This is a genomic window from Acinetobacter sp. YH12140 (assembly GCF_013418475.1).
Taxonomy (GTDB): domain Bacteria; phylum Pseudomonadota; class Gammaproteobacteria; order Pseudomonadales; family Moraxellaceae; genus Acinetobacter; species Acinetobacter amyesii.
In genome coordinates this window covers 146,740-169,439 of sequence record NZ_VPBZ01000005.1, presented here as the reverse complement: position 1 = coordinate 169,439, position 22,700 = coordinate 146,740, and the positions used below count along the sequence as shown (strand labels likewise).

Genomic DNA, 22,700 nt, shown 5'->3' with positions numbered 1-22,700 from the left:
CCCTGTCTTAGCTCAGTACAAATTTTGCGCCTTCTTTTCTTGCAGTAAAAATTGCAATAAGTGTTCCAACTTTGCGCTTTTTTAAATATTTATTTCAGAGGATTTGGTTTATTTTTTTGACATACAAAATCAATAACTTATAAATAACTAATAGCAATTAAAAATATAAATTGCCGTTAAGCCCATTATCAAAGGCATAAAAGCAGTCTGTTTTATCGCTATATATCATGCTCAAAAGCTTCATATTGGCTGTAAATTTTCTCTCTGGGTTCAAAAACAGCACATTAGGCTCATCATTTAAAATGAAAGCTCCGCAAAAGGTACAGCTTTCAGAGAAAATTCAGCTGACGGTGCTGCTGCAGCTCATCTAAAGAGTTAATACTGTGAAAAAAGAGTGCATTATTTTGAAAACGTGCAACCTGCATGTGCATTTGACTGAAACACCCCTTCAAACTGCGCTGTTTTTGATCAAGATGGGCTTGCAGCATTGTGAGACTGCTTCGTTTCAGCAAACAAAATGGATACAGCGCTTTGCCATTAATTTCCACAACTGCCACTTCACACAATGGATCCCGCTGCATGGCCTGATGCAGTCTCGAAAGCACTTTCTTCGGGATATAGGTCACATCGCACGGGACAAACAAAACATAATCCGACTGTACATGTGACCACGCGCTTTTCATGCCCATCAACGGCCCTAAAAACACCGCTTCATCATCTTTATACAGCTTTATTGAAGGAATCATGCATTCATAGATTGAATGGTCACGATGGCTGTTAATCCAGACATTTGCAGCCCGTGACTTTAAACACTGATGAATCTTAATCAGCTGAATTTCATCATCAAATTTTTGTAAAACTTTATTTATACCGTTCATTCTGCGGGCTTGACCGCCCGCCAAAATAACCAAGTCTGTTTCTGGATAGCCTACTGATTTGGTGATTTTCTTCATCATTCTGCGTACTCCGTCTGACAGGCTTTAATTAAGCCTCGAATTTCTGATAAGCACGAACCGCAATTGCCGCCAGCCTTTAAACATGCAGTAACTTGTTTTTCATGGCTAATATTCTTTTCTTTAATGGTTTCGATAATGGTATTTTTACCGACTTTAAAGCAGCTGCACACCAGCGGACCTGCACTGTTGGTCATGTTCATCGGCTGACCTGCAAGCAGCGCTTTGCGGTGCATTGCGCTTAGTCGTTCACGCTTAAACATGCCAGCAATCCAATCACGGTCTGGCAGCATAGAGCGTTGCGCAATATATAGACTGGCAATTAAATGCCCATCTTGCAGCACCACGGTATGACTCAAATCGGCAGTTTGATCTTCCAAATTCAGCCATTCAAAGCTTTCATCGGTAAATGGCAGTAATGTTTTCAGCTGCTGAACCGTGTTTCTAAATTTTTTACGATCTGCCAACTCAAAACGTGTCGCTTTCGCTGTTTTAATTTTGGTCCACCACACCGTGTTTTGAATGGTGTTTTGCACCATTTGCTCAAAGCCGTCACGTACATACAGTACACCTTGCCACTGTGTATAAAACGGCTGTACAAATACAGGTGTATGTTTAAATTCAGGCTCACCAGATAGTGCATCGACCACAGGATTCACCACTTTGCCTATACGCGCATCCGATGCGACTTGGTCATTCCAATGAATTGGCGCAAAAATTTGACCGCGTCGAATTTTACTGCTGACCTGTGCACGTAAAATACATAAGCCCCAGTTAGATTTCACCTCAACCAGTTCACCATCTTTAACACCAAACTTCAGTGCATCTTGCGGGTGTATTTCACAAAATGGTTCGGCGATATGTGTACTCAAGTTTGCAGATAAACCCGTACGGCTCATGGTGTGCCATTGATCACGGATACGGCCAGTATTTAAAACCAGCGGATATTCGCCGCAAATCTTGTTCAAAGGGTCAATAGCGGTTGTTGCTACAAACTTAGCTTTGGCATCGGCATGGCTGAATTGGCCTGCTGCAAACAAACGGCTGACTGCATCAGCGCTCTGATCTAACTGCCAAACTGGCCATTGCACGGGCTTTAATTCAGCATAATCTTGTGCAGATAACTTACTTAAACCCTGCAAGTTAAAGTAGCGAAAAGACTCAGTGGTATCACGTTGATCTAAAGGCGCATTTTGATAAGCAGATAATTTTGCATGTTCAATAAATATGTCATAGCTGCTGCTGTAGTCAAAACCGCTATAACCCATCTTTTTCGCAACTTGTGCAATAGACCACCAGTCTGCTCTGGCTTCACCCGGCGCATCTAAAAAAGCAGTTTGACGTGAAATACGGCGTTCAGAATTGGTAACGGTTCCGTCTTTTTCACCCCAGCCCAATGCAGGTAAAAGCACATCTGCATATATTGCTGTGTCAGTGTCCTTGCAAATATCCGACACCACTACAAACTCGCATTGCTCTAAGGCACGTTTGACTTGATCTGCATCTGGCAAGCTAACTACAGGATTAGTAGCCATAATCCAGATGACTTTTATTTTGCCACTTTCAACCGCCTGAAACAGATCAACCGCTTTTAATCCCGCTTTATTGGCAATAAATGGACTTTGCCAAAACTCTTGTACTAATGCCTGATGCGCTGTGTTATCGACATCTAAGTGCGCAGCCAGCATATTGGCTAAGCCGCCAACCTCGCGGCCACCCATTGCATTGGGCTGACCTGTCATAGAAAAAGGCGCTGCACCTAATTTTCCGATTTTGCCAGTCAGCAAATGGCAGTTAATAATACTGTTGGCTTTGTCTACACCGCGCGAAGACTGATTAACCCCCATCGAAAATAGCGACATAACTTTGTCAGTTTGCGCAAATTTTTCAAAAAATATCTGTAATTTTTCTAAAGAAATACCTGTACGCTCAGCAACTGCTGTCATAGAAGCTTCTGTTTTACTTTGCTCCAGCGCTTGCGCCAAACCTTGAGTATGTTTGGTGATAAAATCTACATCACTATGATTATTTTGTACTAAATACTGCAGCAAACCGTTGAACAGTGCGACATCTTGCCCCGGTAAAATTGGCAAATGCAAATCTGCAGCCTCACAGGTACTGGTAAAGCGCGGATCAATGACCACCACGAACAAATCACGTTCTTCTTTGGCTTTCATAATGCGCTGATACAGCACGGGATGGCACCATGCTGTATTGGATCCGACCAGCACCACCATCTCTGTATGCTCAAAGTCTTCATAGCTTGCTGGTACAAGGTCTTCACCAAATGCACGCTTATGTGCCGCCACAGCCGATGACATGCAAAGCCGTGAATTGGTGTCAATATTTGCAGTACCTAAATAGCCTTTGACAAATTTGTTAACGGCATAGTAATCCTCCGTCAGCAGTTGGCCCGACACATAAAAAGCGATGCTTTCACGTCCGTAAAGATCTATACATTGCTGAATTTTTTCGGCAATCAGTGCTGTTGCTGTGTTCCAATCTGTAGCCTGACGAGTATGAAATGGTGATGTTTGACGCCCAAGCATCGGCTGTAAAACACGTGTTTCTAATCCAATCGTATCGGCTAAGTTACTGCCTTTAATGCACAGCTTGCCATAGTTTGATGGATGGTTCGCATCGCCAGTCACGCTCACTTTCTGCCCTACAGCAGTCTGTTCAACTGTTGCGCTCACGCCGCAGCCGACTCCGCAATATGGACAAGTGGTTTGCGTTGTTTTAATTTTATTTTCTGTGGAGCTATGCAGTTCCACTATCGGGATGCTATTCACTTCTGCTGGCTCCTTTTCCATACTTTTTTAAACACTTAACACGCTCAAATCGGTGTCTTTTCATTCACATTTATATCTAAAGATTAACCTTCGGTTCGACCTACTTTTCTTTCGGGAAAAGTAGGCAAAACCACTGTCATCCGCTGAACTCGTCCACTACCTGCTTTTGTCAGATGTATTGCAAATACATGACTATTCATATGCAATCCTGCCTTAAACAACAGCGTAAGACGTTATCGCGTATCCAATGACGATTTAAATCTTGTTTCTTTTTTATCAGGGCGATTCCATTACCCTGCTTTCTTTAAAGCAAAATCCTTACCAAACAGTAATTTGTTTCGGATGCTTGAAATTGGAGTTTGATCTGAAATCAATTCTGCATACCATGCACCGTCTTCAGTATCGCCAAACAGTACAGCGCCAATCACTCTATCTTTTTGAATAATAATGCGTTTATAGATTTGGCGCTTTTCATCATTCAAAATAATGTCTTCAAAATCTTCTAACGGTTCAAAGTTGCCTGCAGAAAAAACATCACAGCCGCTGACTTTTAACTGCGTCGGAACCGTAGGCGCTTTGAAGGTTAAGCTGCCATGTTCGGCCAAATGCGATGCACAAATGAATGCCTGTCCCCAAAGCGGTTCAACTAAACCGAAAGTTTGGCTTCGGTGTTCAATACATTCACCCACCGCATAAATACTCGGATCAAAAGTTTGCATGGTGTCATTCACCATGACACCGCGGCCGCAGCGCAGTCCTGCACTTTGCGCAAGCTCAATATTCGGACGAATACCCACCGCAAAAACCACAAGATCTGCATCTAAAACAGTACCGTCTTGCAAACGAAGCTGCTTCACATGGCCATCTTCACCCATCAACTCTTGGGTATTTGCTGCGGTCATGATTTTTATACCTTTTTGTTCAATCGCATGATTGAGCATTAAGCTGGCTTTTTCATCTAACTGACGGTCCATAATACGATCCATCAAATGCAGTACTGTGACATTCATGCCACGCTGTTTCAGGCCATACGCAGCCTCTAGGCCAAGTAAACCGCCGCCAATCACCACTGCATTTTGCTTAGATTTACAGTAATCCAGCATGCGGTTTACATCATAAATATCACGGAAGCTGAGAACACCTTTTAAGTCAGTTCCCGGTATTGGCGGAATAAACGGCTTAGAACCTGTCGCTAAAATCAGACGGTCATAATCGATGACCAAGCCTTTTTCTGTGTATACCTGCTTGCGCGGACGGTCTATGCGTACCGCCGCATCACCTGCTACAAAACGGATATTTTTGTCTTTATACCAAGCATGTGAATGCAGCATGATATCTTCAATGGTTTTATCACCTGAAAGCACAGGTGAAAGCATAATTCGGTTGTAATTACCCCAAGGTTCTTCACCAATGACCGTAATTTCATAACGCTCTGGCGCCATATCCAGCAGATCTTCTAAGCAACGCATACCTGCTAAGCCATTGCCGACCAAAACAAGTTTCATCAACTCAGACGATGGCGCGTTATTGGTAATATAGGTTTTTTGAGCAGTTGGACTAATCAGCACACGGCCATTTTCAATTTTGCTTGGAAAAACCAAGAGTTTTTGGTCTTTATCTTCTAAGCAGCGTCCAGTAGCAAGGCTGAAATGCTGTTTATAAATGGGTGATGCCACAACACGCTCACCCTGCAAGTCACCAATAATACCGCGGGACATAACATAGGCTTGACTAAACGGATCTTGATTGCTCAGTGCATAAACCCGCTTTTCTTCACCGACACGGAATATCGCAATTTGCTGATTTTCAATCAGTGCGCCCACACCTGTATTTGGCGTAATATCTTCTAATGCACAAATATCAAACCAGTCTAAATCATTCATTTCTTTTAAAATTGTCATATTCTTCATCCTTTTTTAAACTTCTTTTAGTTCACCATCTTTCGTTTCCGCTTTAACGAGAAACCGAATAAGGATGTAAATCAAATAAAAGAAGTTTTAAATTCGTTATTCTCTTAAGCTTCAACCACTGGAATGCGTGACGAATCGCGTTCAGCTTCTGTTTTGGGTCTGATTTGACCGCGAACGGATGCAAACTGAATATGCGGATCATTTTGCTGTTCTGCTTTTGCATTCACGAAAGTCACAAAGCGTTTACGTACTTCAGGATCTTCTACAGCAGTACGCCATTCATCTTGATATGTACCCACAACATGGCTCATACGGCGTTCAAGTTCAGCAGCTACGCCAAGCGAATCATTCACAACGACATCTTTCAGGTAATCTAAACCGCCTTCCATGTTGTCGCGCCATACAGAAGTACGCTGCAAACGGTCTGCTGTTTGAATGTAGAACATAAAGAAACGGTCAATGTATTTGATCAATGTTTGCGTATCTAAGTCTGATGCCAAAAGCTCTGCGTGACGTGGCTTCATACCGCCATTGCCGCATACATAAAGGTTCCAGCCCTTTTCTGTCGCAATCACGCCCACATCTTTACTTTGCGCCTCAGCACATTCACGGGTACAGCCCGACACAGCCATTTTCAGTTTGTGCGGTGAGCGAAGGCCTTTGTAGCGGTTCTCTAAATAAATCGCCAAGCCGACTGAATCGTCCACGCCATAACGGCACCAAGTACTGCCGACACAAGATTTCACCGTACGCAGTGATTTGCCGTAGGCATGGCCAGACTCAAAACCAGCAGCAATCAATTTTTCCCAGATTTCAGGCAGTTGATGCACTTGTGCACCAAACATATCAACACGCTGACCGCCTGTAAGTTTGGTATATAGACCATATTCTTTGGCAATTTGACCCACGGCAATTAATCCGTCCGGAGTAACTTCACCGCCTGCCATACGTGGCACGACTGAATAAGAGCCGTCTTTTTGTATGTTGCCTAGGTAGTAGTCATTACTGTCTTGCAAGCCCGCATGGCTTGGTTTAAGTACAAAGTCATTCCAGCATGACGCTAGGATATTGGCTGCCGTCGGTTTACAGATATCACAGCCTAATCCATGGCCATGCTGTTGAATCAGGTCATCAAAGGTTTTGATTTCGTTCACACGTACCAAGTGATAGAGCTCTTGGCGTGAATAAGCAAAGTGTTCACATAAATGGTTATTTACCGTTACACCTTGACGCTGAAGCTCCGATTTAAGTACTTGAGTGACTAATGGCGCACAGCCGCCGCAAGCTGTTGCAGCTTTAGTACATTTTTTCAATGCGCCTAAAGAAGTCGATCCGTCAGCAATGGCTGAACAAATATCTGCTTTAGAGACGTTGTTACATGAACAAATCGTTGCGCTGTCTGGCAGCAGATCGACACCGCTTCCGCCCGATTTACCTGCAGATTGTGCATAGCCAGGCATGATTAGGCTTTCTGGGCTTTCTGGAACTTCTAAGCCATTCAGCATCATTTGCAGCAGGTCATTGTATTCTTTAGCACAGCCCACCAATACTGCACCTAGCAGCTTAGTTTTCTCTGCATTCACGACAATTTTTTTATAAACCTGAGCTGCTTCATCTGCATAGAAATAGCTTAAAGAATTTGGTGTCATTGCATGCGCATCGCCTACAGATGCAACATCAACTCCCATCAGTTTCAGCTTGGTGCTCATATCTGCACCAGCGAAAAGCGTGCAGTTTTGTTCCATCACATGCTTTGCTGCAATACGTGCCATGTCATAGCCCGGCGCAACTAGGCCATAAATTTTATTTTGCCAAAGCGCACATTCACCAATGGCATAAATGTCAGGGTTTGAAGTTTGGCAATAATCGTTAATTACAATACCGCCACGCTCACCAATGGCTAAACCACTTTGGCGCGCTAATTCATCGCGTGGGCGGATACCTGCAGAGAATAAGATGATGTCGGTTTCCAGTTCAGAACCATCACCAAACTTCATTACATGCTTCGCATTTGCACCGTCTTCAATGCAAGATGTTGCTTTTTGCGTATGGACTTTAACACCTAGATTTTCAATTTTCGAGCGTAAAACTTTACCGCCTAGATCATCAATCTGAACTGCCATTAAGCGTGGTGCAAATTCAACAACATGGGTTTCTAAGTTTAAATCACGCAGCGCTTTTGCTGCTTCTAAACCCAATAAACCGCCGCCGATCACCACACCTGTTTTAGCATTGAAGCTTGCGGCACGGATGGCATCCAAGTCTTCAATGGTACGGTACACAAAGCAGTTTTCACGCTCATTGCCTGGAATTGGCGGCACAAATGCATATGAACCTGTTGCGAGCACCAGCTTGTCAAAAGAAAGAATATCACCGTGATTGGTCGTGACCGTTTTATTACGCTGATCAATTTCAACCGCTTTGGTGCTCAGGCGTAAATCTATACCGTATGCATCAGCAAAGTCGCTGCGGCACAGGGTTAAGTCTTTCGCTGACTTGCCGCTGAAGTATTCAGTTAAATGCACACGGTCATAAGCAAGACGCGGCTCTTCAGCTAAAATGGTTAATTCAACATCATCACCTGCGTGTTCCAGTACAGATTCGATAAACTTGTGGCCAACCATGCCATGTCCAATCATGATGATTTTCATATTCTTTCTCCGCAATATTTTCTTTGGCACAGCCTAAGCCTCTATACGCTTAGGCCGCTATTTGTATTAGTTTTGAACTTCAGCTAGATTTCTTTCATTCACAGCTTGTTCAAATAAGCGCTGTTCTTTTTCTTTATGCTCTACAGAGAAGCGGATCATCAGCACACAGCTTGCAGCAATCACCACCAAACCGCCAAGCACCATCAGCGTGGTTTGAATATCCAACATGCCTTTAAGCAAGAATCCTGCAGCTACCGCACCAACGTTACCGCCTGCGCCGATAATGCCTGCCACGCCGCCTAAAGCATCACGGTCAATGAATGGCACCAAGGCATAGGTTGCGCCGCACGCCATATGGGTGAAGAGCGCAAAGACTGTCATGGCAAGAATGGCGAAGATTGGCGTGCTCATTTGCGAGAACAGTATTAAAAACAGTCCTTCGAGCAGAATCATCGCAAACAGAACTTTGGTACGGCCATCCAAGCCTTTGGTGGTCGCGACTTTGTCTGAAACAATACCGCCCAGCGCGCGGGCAAACAGTGCCAATAGACCGAAGATCCCTGCTGCCATGCCGGCTTCTTTTAATCCGAATTGGAAATTGTCGACGTAATACAGCGCAATAATGTTGTGAATAAAGATTTCGATACCAAAGCAAGCTGCATAAGCGCCAAATAAAATCCATACGCGATAGTTACGCGCTGCGTGCATGAGAATGGCTGCACCGCCTTTTTTGTCTGAACCGACCGCAACGCCTTGTTCACGCAGTTCTTTAAAATTGCCTTGCGGGCAGTCTTGGGTAAATTTCCAATACAACGCGCCTACGATCAGCATCATCACACCAGGAACGATTAACGCTATGCGCCAGCCCATCGCTTGCTCTACACCAAACATAACGAGTGCGCCAAGCAGTAAAGGCATGAGGGCTTGAGTTGCACCGCCGCCTGCATTGCCCCAGCCTGCTGTTGCCGCATTGGCTGTACCCACCACATTAGGCGCAAACATAATGCTGGTATGGTATTGCGTGATGACAAAGCTTGCGCCGATCGCACCGATCAGCAAGCGGAAGAAAAGAAAAGATTCATAGCTATTCGCAGATGCAACCCCAAAGACTGGGATGCTGCCGACAATTAATAATGCTGTGTAGGTCTTACGCGGGCCATATTTATCACATAAAGGGCCGACAATCAGGCGGACTAAAATCGTGATTGCAACCGCGGCAATATTAATATTGGCAATTTGATCTTTAGTCAGGTGAAATTCGCCTGCAATCACTGGCATCAACGGCGCACAGGCAAACCATGCAAAGAAGCAAACAAAGAATGCGAGCCAACTCATGTGGAAGGCCCGCATTGCTGCTGAAGAAAAATTAAATAGACTTATTTTTGTGGCTTTTTTGGCATTTAAATTTGAAGACATAACCTTCTCCTGACTGAACTGAACGCATGAATTACTCGGTTATGTCGCTAACACATAACAGAGTCGATCAGAACGGACGTCGTTGGCCGTCTACAAATTTTTAGAGTCTTCATTGACTCAACAAGTATTAAGCACGAGCCATGCCAAGTTTTTATTTTCGACTTCAATTCATCTTTACATTGCGGCTTTGAACGCCGACTTGTCAGAAATTAAGCGAATTAAGGTAAATAGATAGTCAATATGCCTATAGAGATGCGGCTGAATGTTCAAACGTGGTTCAGCCCTGCACAAGATCAGTGCACGGAAATGGTTCAATTTTAAAATGTGCATATAACCAAGCTAAAATTTAGAAGCAGATTTATATTTTGTATTGTCTTAAAATTTGGCATTTAAATTGCTTAGAAAACTCAATACGTATTTGTTTGGCTCTGTCTGAGCGTTTGCATGCCAAAACTAAAAATAGCCCTAATTGATGATGATCAAGAACGCGCTGAATTTATTCAAGCCTCATTAATTCAACATGACTTTGATGTGGTCGCCAGTTTCATGATTGATCATTTAAATATGTCATATCTGCAAAATATTCAGGCAGATGTGATTTTATTGGATATGGATCACCCGCATCGCGATGTCATTGAAAGCTGTGTCAGCCAATTTGACTTACCGACTGTTCTATTTACTAAAAATTCGAGTCTCGAAATTATCCGAAGCGCGATTGATGCAGGTGTCACGGCTTATATTGTCGATGGCATTGACCCTGCACGTTTGAATAGTATTTTAGAAATTTCAATTGAACAATATAAAAAGCATAAAAAACTGCTGAATGATTTGGCTGAAACCAAGTGCAAATTGGCCGATCGAAAAGATATTGAAAAAGCCAAAGTGCTTTTAATACAAATGCATGGATTAACCGAAGATCAAGCATTTAATTTGCTGAGAAAAAATGCCATGAGTCACCGTATGACAATGGGTGAAATGGCGCGTCGGCTGCTTGATGCGCAAGCACTGTTACAATCTCAATTTAAGGAATAAACCATGCAAAAGCTTGAAAAAACTGATATTCAATTGGGCTATATTCCTTTACTGGACTGTGTTGCTTTGCTCTGGGCAGAACATCAAGGATATTTTGCTGAACAAGGGTTAAATGTCAAACTGACTCAAGAACCGTCTTGGGCAAGTTTACGCGACCGTCTAGCTTTTGGTTTTTTAGATGCTGCCCATTGTTTATCGGCCATGCTGCCTGCGTCTGTGACGGGCAAAGACCATCTCGGCATTCCCTTACAAACATCTCTTACACTCAGTACTAACTGCGCTTATATTAGTTTGAGTCAAAAGCTGTGCTATGAATTAAATATCCATGCTTTAGATCTACCAATTAATTCAGCAGAGAAAATCGTATCTGCGATAAAACAGAATCAAACGATTCAGTTGGCGCATGTTTTTCAGCATTCGATTCATCATTATATTCTAAGAGAATGGCTGGCACTTGCAGACACAGAAATTGCTCAAACGCAAACGTTTTCAACTTTACCACCGCCTTATATGGTCGAAGCAATATCAACGCAACGAATTGATGTATTTTGTGTCGGAGAGCCGTGGAATACGCAAGCTGAAATACAAGGCTATAGTCGTATTATCGTCAATAGCCAAGATATTATTGATCATATTCCAGATAAAGTTTTGGCTTTTACCCATGATTGGGCAGAAAAACATCCTAATACCTTAAACGCAATCAATCTTGCCATCCAAAAAGCCCAAAACGATCTGCTTCAACAAACGCATTTTTCTGAAATATTTTCTTTGTTAAAGCAATATCACATCATCCGTTTTGATTGTTCTGAGCAGATTCACGTCGAGGCTTTTCATCGGATCAAAAGCATCATTCAAAATTTTGGCAAGACCCAAGCGCCACAAATTTCAGACTTTGAATGGATGATTCAAAAAATGCAGCAATACGATCAATTAAATATTGAAGATGAAAAGTTTTTTGAAATAGCTCAGTCTTGTATTTATCAAGATACTTTGGGCTGAAGTGATTGATATTCCATAAGACTCTATCATCTGAATAGTGGATTTTATGAAATATCAATCATGAAACATTGATTAGTTATGCATCTGCATCGATGGCGCGCAGATCGATATTTTCTTCAACAAAGACTTCACGAATGCAATCCAGTATCTTTGGAATGTAATTACTATGATCCATATTGCGTACTGACAAAGAGATTGGACTATAGGCTTCCAAATCTAAGATTGGGATATACATCAAATTTTTCATGCCAATATCACTGGCACTTTCAGGGATCAGAGAAATGCCCTCTCCTGACGCCACCAAGCCCAAAGCCATATGAATTTCACGCACTTCGGTTAAATGTTTAGGCACAAGTCCTAATTCGGTAAAAATGGATTGGATGAGGGTGGAAAAATTCGGTTTAGGTGTCGTAGGGTAGGCAAAAATTGGTTCATCTAAAATTTGAGAAAGATAAATGCCTTTGTCTTTAAATTCAGCCAAATGATGATTTTTATGTATAGCTAAACGTAGCGCTTCTTTTCGTAATAAAACACGTTTAATAGACGGATCTGTTAATCGAAGTCGTCCAAAACCAATATCAATTCGACCGGTTTTTAAGGCTTCAATCTGGTCGCGTGTACCACATTCTATGAGTTCAACATGAATATCTGGGTTGCGTTGTCGAAATAAATAAATAATTTGCGGCAATAATGCGTATAAAAGCGAACTGACATAACCAATGCGGACAGTTTTATCGACGGCATTAATCCGCTGTGCCATGGTTGTGGCCTGGGCGGTATGCGTCAATATTTGCACAGCATGCTCATAAAAAAACATACCTGCTTCTGTGGTTTTCACGGGTCTAGAACCACGCTCAAACAACGTAATCCCCAGCTCTTCTTCAAGTTTTTGAATTTGGCGGCTCAAAGGTGGCTGAGCAATACATAATTTTTCTGCTGCCTTGGTAATACTTTGCTCTTCAACCACGGTGACAAAGTAACGTAAGTGCCTTAATTCCATTTATATACCTTTTAAGTATCTAAAAATACCAAAATCGCTCTAGTTAAAGATATTACATTAAATTAGGGTATATAAATAGTTGGATAGATAAGAAATACGCAAGATGTATAAGTCGATTGAAACCCTGCTCGTGGAAATCCCAACAATCCGTCCGCACAAGATGGCTGTTGCAACCATGCAAACGCAAACCCTTGTTTTGATTAAAATCACCACCGAAGATGGTTATATCGGTTGGGGTGAAGCGACGACGATTGGCGGTCTAGGCTATGGTGAAGAAAGCCCTGAAAGCATTCGTACCAATATTGAAACTTATTTTAGTCCTTTACTGAAAACCCTCACTGGTTTGAATGTTGCTCAAACCATGCAAGCCATTAAACGTAATATTAACGGCAATCGCTTTGCTAAATGTGCCATTCAAACGGCGCTACTCGATATTTTGGCGCAGCGTTTAAATCTGCCTTTAAGCGAAGTATTGGGCGGGCGCTTACGTGACAGCTTACCTGTTCTTTGGGTACTTGCGTCTGGCAATACAGAAAAAGACATTGCCGAAGCACAAAAAATGATTGCGGCAAAACGACATAATATTTTCAAACTTAAAATCGGTTCACGCCCCGTTGAAGCTGATGTTGAGCATGTATTAGCCATAAAAAAAGCGTTAGGTTCGGACATTTCTATACGTGTAGATGTCAACCGTGCATGGTCTGAACTAGATGCCATTAAAGGCATTCAATTGTTACAAGATGGTGGTGTTGATCTGATTGAGCAGCCTTGCGCGATCGATAACATTGACGCGATGCGCCGTTTAACTCGTCGTTTTGATATTGCCATTATGGCAGATGAATCACTGATGGGGCCTCAAACGGCATATCAACTTGCGCGGCACAATTCTGCCTCTGTTTTTGCAGTCAAAGTTGCACAGTCTGGCGGTTTAATCGAAGGCTGTGAGGTTTCAAAAATCGCCAAACTTGCGGGTATCGATTTATATGGTGGAACCATGCTTGAAGGCCCTGTGGGCACTATTGCATCGGCACATGCATTTTCTACATTTGACAATTTAGCTTATGGCACAGAGCTTTTTGGTCCATTGCTGCTAACTGAAGAAATTTTAAAAACCCCACTTCAATATCAAGATTTCGAACTCAAGATTCCGACCACAGCGGGTTTAGGGATTGAAATTGATGAAAACAAAATTGATGACTTACGTCGCAAATAACATTTAGCTAGGAGTGAGAAATGCTTTTCCAAGTACGCATGGATGTCAATATTCCATTAGATATACCAGTCGAAAAAGCCAATGAAATTAAAGCTGTAGAAAAAGCTTATTCACAAGATCTACAACGTCAAGGCAAATGGCGTCATATCTGGCGCATTACCGGTCAATATTCAAATATCAGTATTTTTGATGTTGAAAGCAATGAAGAGTTACACAATATTTTACAAGGGCTTCCCCTTTACCCGTATATGAATATTGAAGTCATGGCTTTAAATCGTCATCCCTCTTCTGTTCGTAGTGATGACAGCTGATGCGATTGGATTCCAATTGTGTAGCAAATGATTGAAGTCCATTGATCTGCATTTTTAAGTTTGTAAATATTTGAAATAAAAGATTATCTGCCTTACATGACTGAAGTGGTTAGTCAGGTAAATAGTTTTATCGTTCTTGATGAAGGATCGTAGCATGATTGATAAAAGTACCGCTTCCTTAACAGAAGCACTTTCTCAAATTAAGGATGGATCAACCATTATGATCGGCGGCTTCGGTACGGCTGGTCAGCCTGCTGAACTGATTGATGGATTGATAGAACTTGGCATCAAAGATCTCATCATCGTCAACAACAATGCAGGTAATGGTGACTATGGACTTGCTAAATTACTCAAAGCTGGTGCTGTCCGTAAGATGATTTGTTCTTTCCCTCGCCAATCGGACTCTTGGGTGTTCGATAAGCTATACCGTGCAGGAAAAATAGAACTTGAGCTTGTACCACAAGGTAATTTGGCTTGCCGTATTCAGGCGGCAGGCATGGGTTTGGGTCCAATTTATACACCAACAGGTTTTGGTACGTTGTTGGCAGAAGGCAAACCTACACTCAATTATGAAGGCAAAGATTTTGTTCTCGAAAATCCAATTAAGGCCGATTTTGCTTTAATCAAAGCACATCAGGGCGACCGCTGGGGCAACTTGGTTTACAACAAATCAGCGCGTAACTTTGGCCCCATTATGGCCATGGCGGCAGATGTGACGATTGCTCAAGTCTCAGAAGTGGTTGAACTTGGTGCATTAGACCCAGAGCACATTATTACCCCTGGTATTTTTGTACAACATGTCGTGGCTGTTCAATCTGCACAGCTTGAGCAATCTGCATAAATCACGTGAGGAAAGAACCATGAGCTATACCAAATTAACCCGTGATCAAATTGCAGAACGTGTTGCACAAGATATTCCAGATGGTGCTTATGTCAATTTAGGCATTGGCTTACCCACTAAAATTTCAAATTATTTACCAACAGACAAAGATGTATTTCTACATTCAGAAAATGGACTTTTGGCTTTTGGTCCTCCTCCGGCTAAAGGCGAAGAAGACCCTGAATTAATTAATGCAGGAAAAGAGTTTGTCACTATGCAAACGGGTGGCTGCTTTTTTCATCACGGTGACTCTTTTGCCATGATGCGTGGCGGTCATTTAGATATTGCAGTATTAGGCGCTTTTCAGGTTGCCCAAAATGGTGACTTAGCAAATTGGCATACTGGTGCGCCAGATGCAATTCCTGCTGTAGGTGGTGCAATGGATTTGGCGGTTGGGGCGAAAAAAGTCTTTATTACTACAGACCATGTGACCAAAAAAGGTGAACCGAAAATTGTCGCTGAATTGTCATACCCTGCGACAGGCCTGCAATGTGTCGATCGTATTTACACAGATTTGTGCGTCATTGATGTAACAGTTGAAGGCATGAAAGTGATTGAAAAAGTTGAGGGTCTGAGCTTTGACGAATTACAGTCAATGACCGGTGCAAAGCTGATAGATACGACAGCATAAAGCAAAAAGTCCCTCCTTGATTAAAGGAGGGATTTAGGGAGGATTAATATTCAAAAATTAACTTCCTGTAAATCCCTCCCAACCTCCCAACCTCCCGTTAAAAGGGAGGAGCTGAGTTTTTAGGATTTATAAAATGAAAAATGCCTATATTATTGATGCAATCCGTACACCTTTCGGTCGCTATGCGGGCGGTTTAGCAGCAGTACGTACCGACGACCTAGGTGCCTTACCTATTAAGGCACTGATGCAGCGAAATCCAAGTATTGCTTGGGAGTCTGTTGATGACGTGATTTACGGCTGTGCGAACCAAGCCGGTGAAGATAACCGTAATGTTGCACGAATGTCGTCGCTACTCGCAGGTGTCCCTTTTCAAGTTCCTGCTACAACTGTGAACCGACTTTGTGGTTCATCACTTGATGCAATTGCGATGGCAGCCCGTGCAATTAAAGCAAATGAAGCAGACTTAATTATTGCTGGTGGTGTAGAAAGTATGTCCCGTGCGCCCTTTGTTATGGGTAAATCGGAAAGTGCTTATGGACGCAGCCAAAAGATTGAAGACACCACCATGGGCTGGCGTTTTATCAATCCAATACTCAAACAAATGTATGGCGTGGAAACCATGCCTCAAACTGCTGAAAATGTGGCAGAACAATTCAATATTAACCGTGCTGATCAAGATGCTTTTGCCTTAGAAAGTCAGCGCCGTACAGCTGCTGCACAAGCCAATGGTTTTTTTGAGAAAGAAATCATCCCTGTAATCATTCCACAGCGTAAAGGCGACCCACTTATTGTCGACACAGATGAGCATCCACGTGCATCAACGACAGCAGAAGGTTTAGCAAAACTCAAACCTGTGGTGAAAGCAGATGGGACGGTAACTGCGGGCAATGCTTCAGGGATCAATGATGGTGCGGCTGCACTACTGATTGCTTCAGATGATGCTGTTAACAGATTTAAGTTAAAGCCACGAGCCAAAATTATTGCGGCAACGGTAGTGGGTGTTGAACCCAAAATCATGGGTTTTGGTCCTGCGCCTGCCATCAAAAAGCTATTAGCTCAAACAGGTCTAAGCCTTGAACAAATGGATGTGATCGAGCTGAATGAAGCTTTTGCGGCTCAAGCTTTAGCGGTTACCCGTGAACTAGGTTTGGAAGATGGCGCTAAACATGTCAATCCAAACGGTGGCGCTATTGCTTTGGGGCATCCTTTAGGTGCATCTGGAGCTCGTTTAGTGACGACTGCGTTAAATCAACTTGAGGCAATTTCAGGTCAATATGCCCTCTGTTCAATGTGCATTGGTGTCGGTCAAGGCATCGCTTTGATTATTGAACGTGTTTAATCCTCAATAAAAGTCCTCCTTCTGATAGGGGGATTTAGGAGATTTATAAAATTAAGGATTCAAAATATGCCTACATTTATATCCAATGATGCTTTGATTAATTACGCAACTTTTGGTGATACCAACAAACCTGCGATTGTCTTTTCTAATTCTTTAGGCACAAAGTTCAGCATGTGGCAGCCTCAGATAGAGTCGCTGCAGCAGGATTATTTTGTCATTTGTTATGATACACGTGGTCATGGTGCATCTTCTGCCCCTCAAGGGCCTTATAGCCTTGATCAATTGGGTACAGATGTCATCCATTTATTGGATCATTTAAATATTCAACAGGCCACATTTTGTGGAATATCGATGGGTGGTTTAACAGGTCAATGGCTTGCAATACATCATCCTGAACGCTTTAACCATGTCATTGTATGCAATACCGCTGCAAAAATTGGGCAAGAATCAGCTTGGAATGAACGTGCACAGTTAGTCCGTCAACAAGGTCTGAAACCAATTGCAGAAACGGCAGCATCACGATGGTTTACAGAACCCTTTATCCAAAGTAACACGGCAACTGTACAATCTTTGAGTAACGACCTCGGAGCTGGCAGCCCAGAAGGTTATGCAAGTTGTTGTGAAGCTTTGGCTAAAGCGGATTTACGCAATGAAATCTCGTCTATTCACGTACCTGTATTAATTATTGCAGGTCAACAAGACCCCGTAACTACAGTTGCAGATGGTCAATTTATGCAAGAACACATTGCAAATAGCCAATTATTTGAAATTAATGCATCGCATATTTCAAACATTGAACAGCCAGATGCATTTAATCAGGCTTTGCAGAATTTTATACAGCAATAATAAGCAGCTGAACAAATTCAATGTAATGTTATTAAAATAGAGCCTTACCATTGTGCAGGGCTTTATTTCGTTTGAAGACTTATACTCTCGCCAATGGAGGTGGTATCGAGATCTTTCTGTGCAATTAGTAGACTTGAAAAATAGGCATATAAATGCTTATTGCCTGCAGCATTGCGGAAATTAGTTTGTGGATTCCAGAATTTTAAAGTTATAGCTTAAAGAAAAAATATCAAGGCGCAAAAGTATGGACATCTCTTTCATACGAAAAAATAAAGACCGTATTGCAGGCCCAAGCTTTAATGAATAATTATACTTTATCTAGAAAATTAACATTAAAAGCACTCCGTAAATGAATATTGATATTGAAAAAGACCGAAGTATTGGAGTCCTTCGGTCTAAACTTTTAACTCCACTCATTCCTCATAGGTGTTTAAGACCAGATATTGAAGAATAGTTTGAAGAATAATCCCATGAAATTTTAAGCTGCAGGATGATTGAGTTGATCAATGATACCTTGTGCAGCCAATTCATTTAATTCAGCTTCAGTTTTAAATTGGGACAAAATTTCGATTGTGTGCTGCCCTAACTGCGGCGGTGCATGACGGTATTCTACAGGCGTATCAGATAATTTCATCGGTGATCCAATCACTTTAAAATCATGATTTAAAGCATGTGGAATATTCACCACCATTTGACGATGTTGAATTTGCGGTTCATTTAATGCGTCTTCTACAGAGTTGATTACACCCACTGGCACTTTTACCGCATGAATCGCATCAACCCAAACTTGAGCATCTTGAGTGAGAAAATAAGCACTCAATAATGGAATTAATTCTTCACGGTGCTTCACTCGATCTTGATTACTTAAATAGTTTGGTTGATCTAACAGTTCTGTATAGCCAATCGCAATACACAAGTCTTTAAATTGCTTATCATTACCACAGGCAATAATAAATTCCTTATCTTTGGCTTTAAAGGTTTGATACGGCACAATATTCGGGTGATTATTTCCCATGCGCTTGGGTGCTTTGCCCGAGGTCAAATAGTTCATACCTTGATTGGCCAAAGCCGCTACCTGTACATCGAGTAATGACATATCAATATATTGACCACGTCCAGTATGTTGCCGTGCCAACAATGCCGCCTGAATTGCAATCGTTGAGTACAGTCCGGTCTGAATATCGACCACAGCGACTCCCACCTTTTGTGCGCCACCACCGATTACATCATCAGATTCACCAGTAATACTCATCAAACCGGACATACCTTGAATGATAAAGTCATAGCCTGGTTCTTCCGCACGTGGGCCATCCTGACCAAAACCTGTAATTGAGCAATATACGATATTTGGATTTAGCGCACTGAGCGATGCATAATCCAAACCATATTTGGCAAGTGAGCCTGCTTTGTAGTTTTCAATCACGACATCTGCAGTTTGGGCAATTTCACGGACTAGGGCTTGCCCTTCTTCACTAGCAATATCAATGGCTACAGAATATTTATTGCGGTTCGCACATTGGTAGTAGCCTGATTCTTTCGTCGCTTGACCTTGCTGATTTGGCATCCAAGGTGGTCCCCACATACGTGTATCATCACCCACTTTTGGACGCTCAATTTTGATTACGTCTGCACCTAAATCAGCCAAAATTTGACCGCACCAAGGACCTGCCAAAACACGGCTTAAGTCCAATACACGAATTCCTTTTAATGCACCCATAGTTCACTCCAGATGTGCCATAGTATTGAGCTATGGCACAGATTTTTTATTTATTTTACTGTCGCAGTTTTTGCAGATGCTTTTTGTTCTGCATCACCAACATGTGTATCTAAATTTGCCAGTTTTTCTTTTTCCGCATCTGAAGAAAGTGAGGCTTGCTGGGGGTCATATTGACGTTCACGAATGAACAAGCCCGGAATAACACCTGCAATAAAGTACGCAGCACCCATTACAATAAAGGCCATAGTGAATGATCCGCCAGCGGCAATCATACCAATGGTTGCTGGTGCTATGGCTGCGCCTAAACGTCCCATATTGTAAGCACCGCCAATAGCCGTACCGCGTACATCCGTAGAGAAACTTTCTGCCATATACGTTGCATTTACACCGTATGGAATACCGTATAGGAAACCGAAAGTTACGAGTAAATAGGCGATGTTGGTTGGTGTGTTATAGAAAATGATGATCGGTAAGAATGCTGCCGTAGCTACCGTACCAAACACAAAGGTAATACGACGTCCGAACTTGTCAGCGGCATAGCCTGCTAAAATTTTACCCAGAATCATGGCGGTATATGCGCCTACCATATAGCCTGTCATGGCTTTAAAGTTCATGCTGAGTTCGGTTTCTAGATACGTTGGCATCCAGTTGTTGACACCGTAGTAACCGAATTGTAGAAATGCAGCGGTCGACATCCAAAAGAAGAACATTTTACGATGATTGGTATGCCCAAAAATACGTTTATAAATACTTTCAGAAGGTGCATTTTGATTGACTGCAGCATGTTGCTGTACAGGTTCAAGTTTTAATTCACGGCGTTTTAGCTGCTCAATTTTTGCTTCCTGCCAAGATTTTGGTTCAGGAACAAAACGCATAAAGATCAGGGCAAAAGCAGCAGGAATAATGGTGACATAAAATAGCATCCGCCAGCCGTGATCTGGAATAATGGCACCCGCCATCAGCGTTGCAACGATATACCCCACGGTTTGACCGGTTTGCAAAGTTCCAAGTACCGTTGTTCGATATTTGGTTGGCACATATTCTGCCATGAGCGTATTACACGCCATGTAAAGAGAACCCAGTCCAAAAGCGCCAATAAAACGTAAAATTAAAAATTGTTCATAGCTTTGGGTAAAGCCTAAGATACAGGTCATGATCGAGAAAAATACGACCGACCAAGCAATGGTTTTCACACGGCCGAATTTATCGCACGCCCATCCACCCGAAATACCACCCAGCGCCATCCCTGCTAAAGAAGAACTACCGAGCATTCCGGCTTGAAATGTACTTAAACCAAATTCAGCCTTTAAACTGGTCAGGCTGAATGACAGCAACATGATGTCTACACCATCAATCACCAAGGAAATAAAGGCAAAAATAAAAGCCATTTTCCAAGTGTTGCTGGTAATCCGATGCATCGTGCCCACGTTAGAAGGCAATTTGAGCGTTCCTGCTCCGTTTTGCATTTCGTTATTCATTTCCTTGTTCCTCATTTTCCCAAATGAGTCATCGGCATTCCTATGTCTGCACATTTGCCTTTTTTATTCTTTTTATTTCATCACTGCTCAGGCTATTGCACAGAGTTACAAGAGTGTTTCACGATGAATCCTTTATTGATTAAGTTTATTTTTGCATAAAAAGTCTCTAAGGCACTCTATGCAGAGCGCCCTATTGATATTGAATTCAATTAGTTACTAAAAGCCGCGATGCCTGTTTGCGCACGACCTAAGATCAGTGCATGTACATCATGCGTTCCTTCATACGTGTTGACGACTTCGAGATTGACCAGATGGCGGGCAACACCAAACTCATCAGAAATGCCGTTACCACCCATCATGTCACGCGCAACACGGGCAATATCTAAAGCCTTGCCACAGTTGTTACGTTTAATGAGTGATGTGCCTTCTACAGCAGCAATGCCTTCATCTTTCATACGTCCAAATCGAAGAGCAGCTTGTAGACCCAAGGCAATCTCAGTTTGCATATCTGCAAGTTTCTTTTGAATCAGCTGATTCGCTGCCAATGGTCGGCCAAACTGTTTACGGTCCATAGTATATTGGTGCGCTGTATGCCAGCAGAATTCTGCGGCGCCCATTGCGCCCCAAGCGATACCATAACGAGCACTATTTAGACAGGTAAATGGACCTTTTAAACCACGTACTTCTGGAAAAGCATTCTCTTCAGGGACAAAGACATTGTCCATCACAATTTCACCGGTAATCGATGCACGTAAGCCAACTTTACCGTGAATTGCTGGAGCAGATAGACCGTCCCAGCCTTTTTCCAAAATAAAACCGCGAATGTCACCCACATTACCTTCAGGCGATACTTCTTTCGCCCAAACAACAAACACGTCGGCAATTGGGCTGTTGGTAATCCACATTTTTGCACCCGTGAGACGATAGCCACCTTCGACCTTTTTTGCACGAGTAATCATGCTACCTGGGTCAGAGCCATGATCTGGTTCAGTTAAACCAAAACAGCCAATGTATTCACCTGTTGCCAGTTTTGGTAGGTATTTCTGTTTTTGCTCTTCAGAGCCAAATTCATTAATGGGCACCATCACCAAAGAACTTTGAACGCTGGCCATTGAGCGGTAGCCAGAATCCACATATTCAATTTCACGTGCAACGAGACCATAACTAACATAGTTTAGACCTGCGCCGCCGTATTGCTCTGGAATCGTTGGGCCAAGTAAGCCAAGTTCGCCCATTTCTCGGAAAATAGATGCATCGGTTTTTTCATGGCGGAATTGTTCGAGTACACGTGGCTGTAAACGCTCTTGACAGTATGCATGCGCAGTATCGCGAATCATGCGTTCTTCTTCAGTTAATTGCTGTTCCAAAAGAAACGGATCTTGCCAGTTAAATTGTACTTTTGGTTTTTTTACATTGACCATTTGATTCATCGCATCCTCTGCTTTTTCGGGCTTTCTTTGTTTTATTCGATGCTATGTGTGAAAAGTGATTCATTCAAACGATTAATTTGCATGTAGATATGCGCCTTTCGC

The 22,700-nt window shown here is 42.5% G+C and carries 17 protein-coding genes; 8 read left to right on the top strand and 9 right to left on the bottom strand.

Annotated elements, in window-relative coordinates; translation table 11 throughout:
- Positions 1-329: 329 nt before the first annotated feature.
- The 5 genes from FTU75_RS07815 to FTU75_RS07795 form a co-directional block, all read right to left on the bottom strand.
- Complete coding sequence (locus FTU75_RS07815; protein ID WP_373685856.1) at positions 330-953, bottom strand: molybdenum cofactor guanylyltransferase; 624 nt, start codon at positions 951-953, stop codon at positions 330-332.
- Positions 953-3,745 carry a nitrate reductase gene (locus tag FTU75_RS07810; RefSeq protein ID WP_180115813.1) on the bottom strand — a complete coding sequence of 931 codons (2,793 nt, stop codon included), beginning with the start codon at positions 3,743-3,745 and terminating at the stop codon, positions 953-955. The genes FTU75_RS07815 and FTU75_RS07810 overlap by 1 nt, the downstream gene beginning before the upstream one ends.
- 290 nt (positions 3,746-4,035) lie before the next feature.
- Positions 4,036-5,646 (bottom strand): nitrite reductase small subunit NirD, encoded by a 1,611-nt coding sequence (gene nirD / locus FTU75_RS07805; protein ID WP_180115625.1) that lies wholly within the window; start codon positions 5,644-5,646, stop codon positions 4,036-4,038.
- Between the two features lie 113 nt (positions 5,647-5,759).
- Entirely contained in the window at positions 5,760-8,306 is a 2,547-nt protein-coding gene (nirB, locus tag FTU75_RS07800; RefSeq protein ID WP_218948335.1) for a nitrite reductase large subunit NirB, read from the bottom strand.
- Between the two features lie 66 nt (positions 8,307-8,372).
- Complete coding sequence (locus tag FTU75_RS07795; protein ID WP_180115624.1) at positions 8,373-9,722, bottom strand: MFS transporter; 1,350 nt, start codon at positions 9,720-9,722, stop codon at positions 8,373-8,375.
- Between the two features lie 444 nt (positions 9,723-10,166).
- On the opposite strand from FTU75_RS07795, the gene FTU75_RS07790 reads away from it, so the two are divergent.
- Positions 10,167-10,754, top strand: a complete 588-nt coding sequence (locus tag FTU75_RS07790; RefSeq protein WP_078190882.1) for an ANTAR domain-containing response regulator — start codon at positions 10,167-10,169, stop codon at positions 10,752-10,754.
- Between the two features lie 3 nt (positions 10,755-10,757).
- Positions 10,758-11,753, top strand: coding sequence for an ABC transporter substrate-binding protein (locus FTU75_RS07785; protein ID WP_180115623.1), 996 nt, complete (start codon positions 10,758-10,760; stop codon positions 11,751-11,753).
- A 76-nt stretch (positions 11,754-11,829) separates the two neighbouring features.
- On the opposite strand, the gene catM is transcribed toward FTU75_RS07785, so the two are convergent.
- Positions 11,830-12,753 carry a cis,cis-muconate-binding transcription regulator CatM gene (catM, locus tag FTU75_RS07780; protein WP_180023667.1) on the bottom strand — a complete coding sequence of 308 codons (924 nt, stop codon included), beginning with the start codon at positions 12,751-12,753 and terminating at the stop codon, positions 11,830-11,832.
- Positions 12,754-12,856: 103 nt separating this feature from the next.
- Here catM and FTU75_RS07775 point away from each other — a divergent pair, with 103 nt between their 5' ends.
- The 6 genes from FTU75_RS07775 to pcaD all read left to right on the top strand — a co-directional run bounded on the left by FTU75_RS07775 (position 12,857) and on the right by pcaD (position 17,973).
- Positions 12,857-13,966, top strand: coding sequence for a muconate/chloromuconate family cycloisomerase (locus tag FTU75_RS07775; protein ID WP_180023666.1), 1,110 nt, complete (start codon positions 12,857-12,859; stop codon positions 13,964-13,966).
- Between the two features lie 20 nt (positions 13,967-13,986).
- The gene (gene catC, locus FTU75_RS07770; RefSeq protein ID WP_180115622.1) at positions 13,987-14,277 is read left to right on the top strand and encodes a muconolactone Delta-isomerase; all 291 of its coding nucleotides are present in this window, start codon (positions 13,987-13,989) and stop codon (positions 14,275-14,277) included.
- A 154-nt stretch (positions 14,278-14,431) separates the two neighbouring features.
- Positions 14,432-15,118 (top strand): 3-oxoacid CoA-transferase subunit A, encoded by a 687-nt coding sequence (locus tag FTU75_RS07765; RefSeq protein WP_180023664.1) that lies wholly within the window; start codon positions 14,432-14,434, stop codon positions 15,116-15,118.
- A gap of 19 nt (positions 15,119-15,137) precedes the next feature.
- A complete protein-coding gene (locus tag FTU75_RS07760; RefSeq protein WP_078193766.1) occupies positions 15,138-15,788 on the top strand; it encodes a 3-oxoacid CoA-transferase subunit B in 651 nt (216 codons plus the stop codon).
- Between the two features lie 133 nt (positions 15,789-15,921).
- Positions 15,922-17,127 (top strand): 3-oxoadipyl-CoA thiolase, encoded by a 1,206-nt coding sequence (pcaF, locus tag FTU75_RS07755; protein ID WP_180115621.1) that lies wholly within the window; start codon positions 15,922-15,924, stop codon positions 17,125-17,127.
- 66 nt (positions 17,128-17,193) lie between these two features.
- A complete protein-coding gene (pcaD, locus tag FTU75_RS07750; protein WP_180115620.1) occupies positions 17,194-17,973 on the top strand; it encodes a 3-oxoadipate enol-lactonase in 780 nt (259 codons plus the stop codon).
- A gap of 478 nt (positions 17,974-18,451) precedes the next feature.
- Here the strand turns inward: pcaD and FTU75_RS07745 are convergent, their stop codons facing one another.
- From FTU75_RS07745 to FTU75_RS07735, 3 genes are all read right to left on the bottom strand, one after another.
- Positions 18,452-19,690, bottom strand: a complete 1,239-nt coding sequence (locus FTU75_RS07745; RefSeq protein ID WP_180115619.1) for a CaiB/BaiF CoA-transferase family protein — start codon at positions 19,688-19,690, stop codon at positions 18,452-18,454.
- A gap of 50 nt (positions 19,691-19,740) precedes the next feature.
- Positions 19,741-21,168 carry an MFS transporter gene (locus FTU75_RS07740; protein WP_180115618.1) on the bottom strand — a complete coding sequence of 476 codons (1,428 nt, stop codon included), beginning with the start codon at positions 21,166-21,168 and terminating at the stop codon, positions 19,741-19,743.
- A 209-nt stretch (positions 21,169-21,377) separates the two neighbouring features.
- Entirely contained in the window at positions 21,378-22,598 is a 1,221-nt protein-coding gene (locus tag FTU75_RS07735; protein WP_180064226.1) for an acyl-CoA dehydrogenase, read from the bottom strand.
- Positions 22,599-22,700 lie beyond the last annotated feature (102 nt).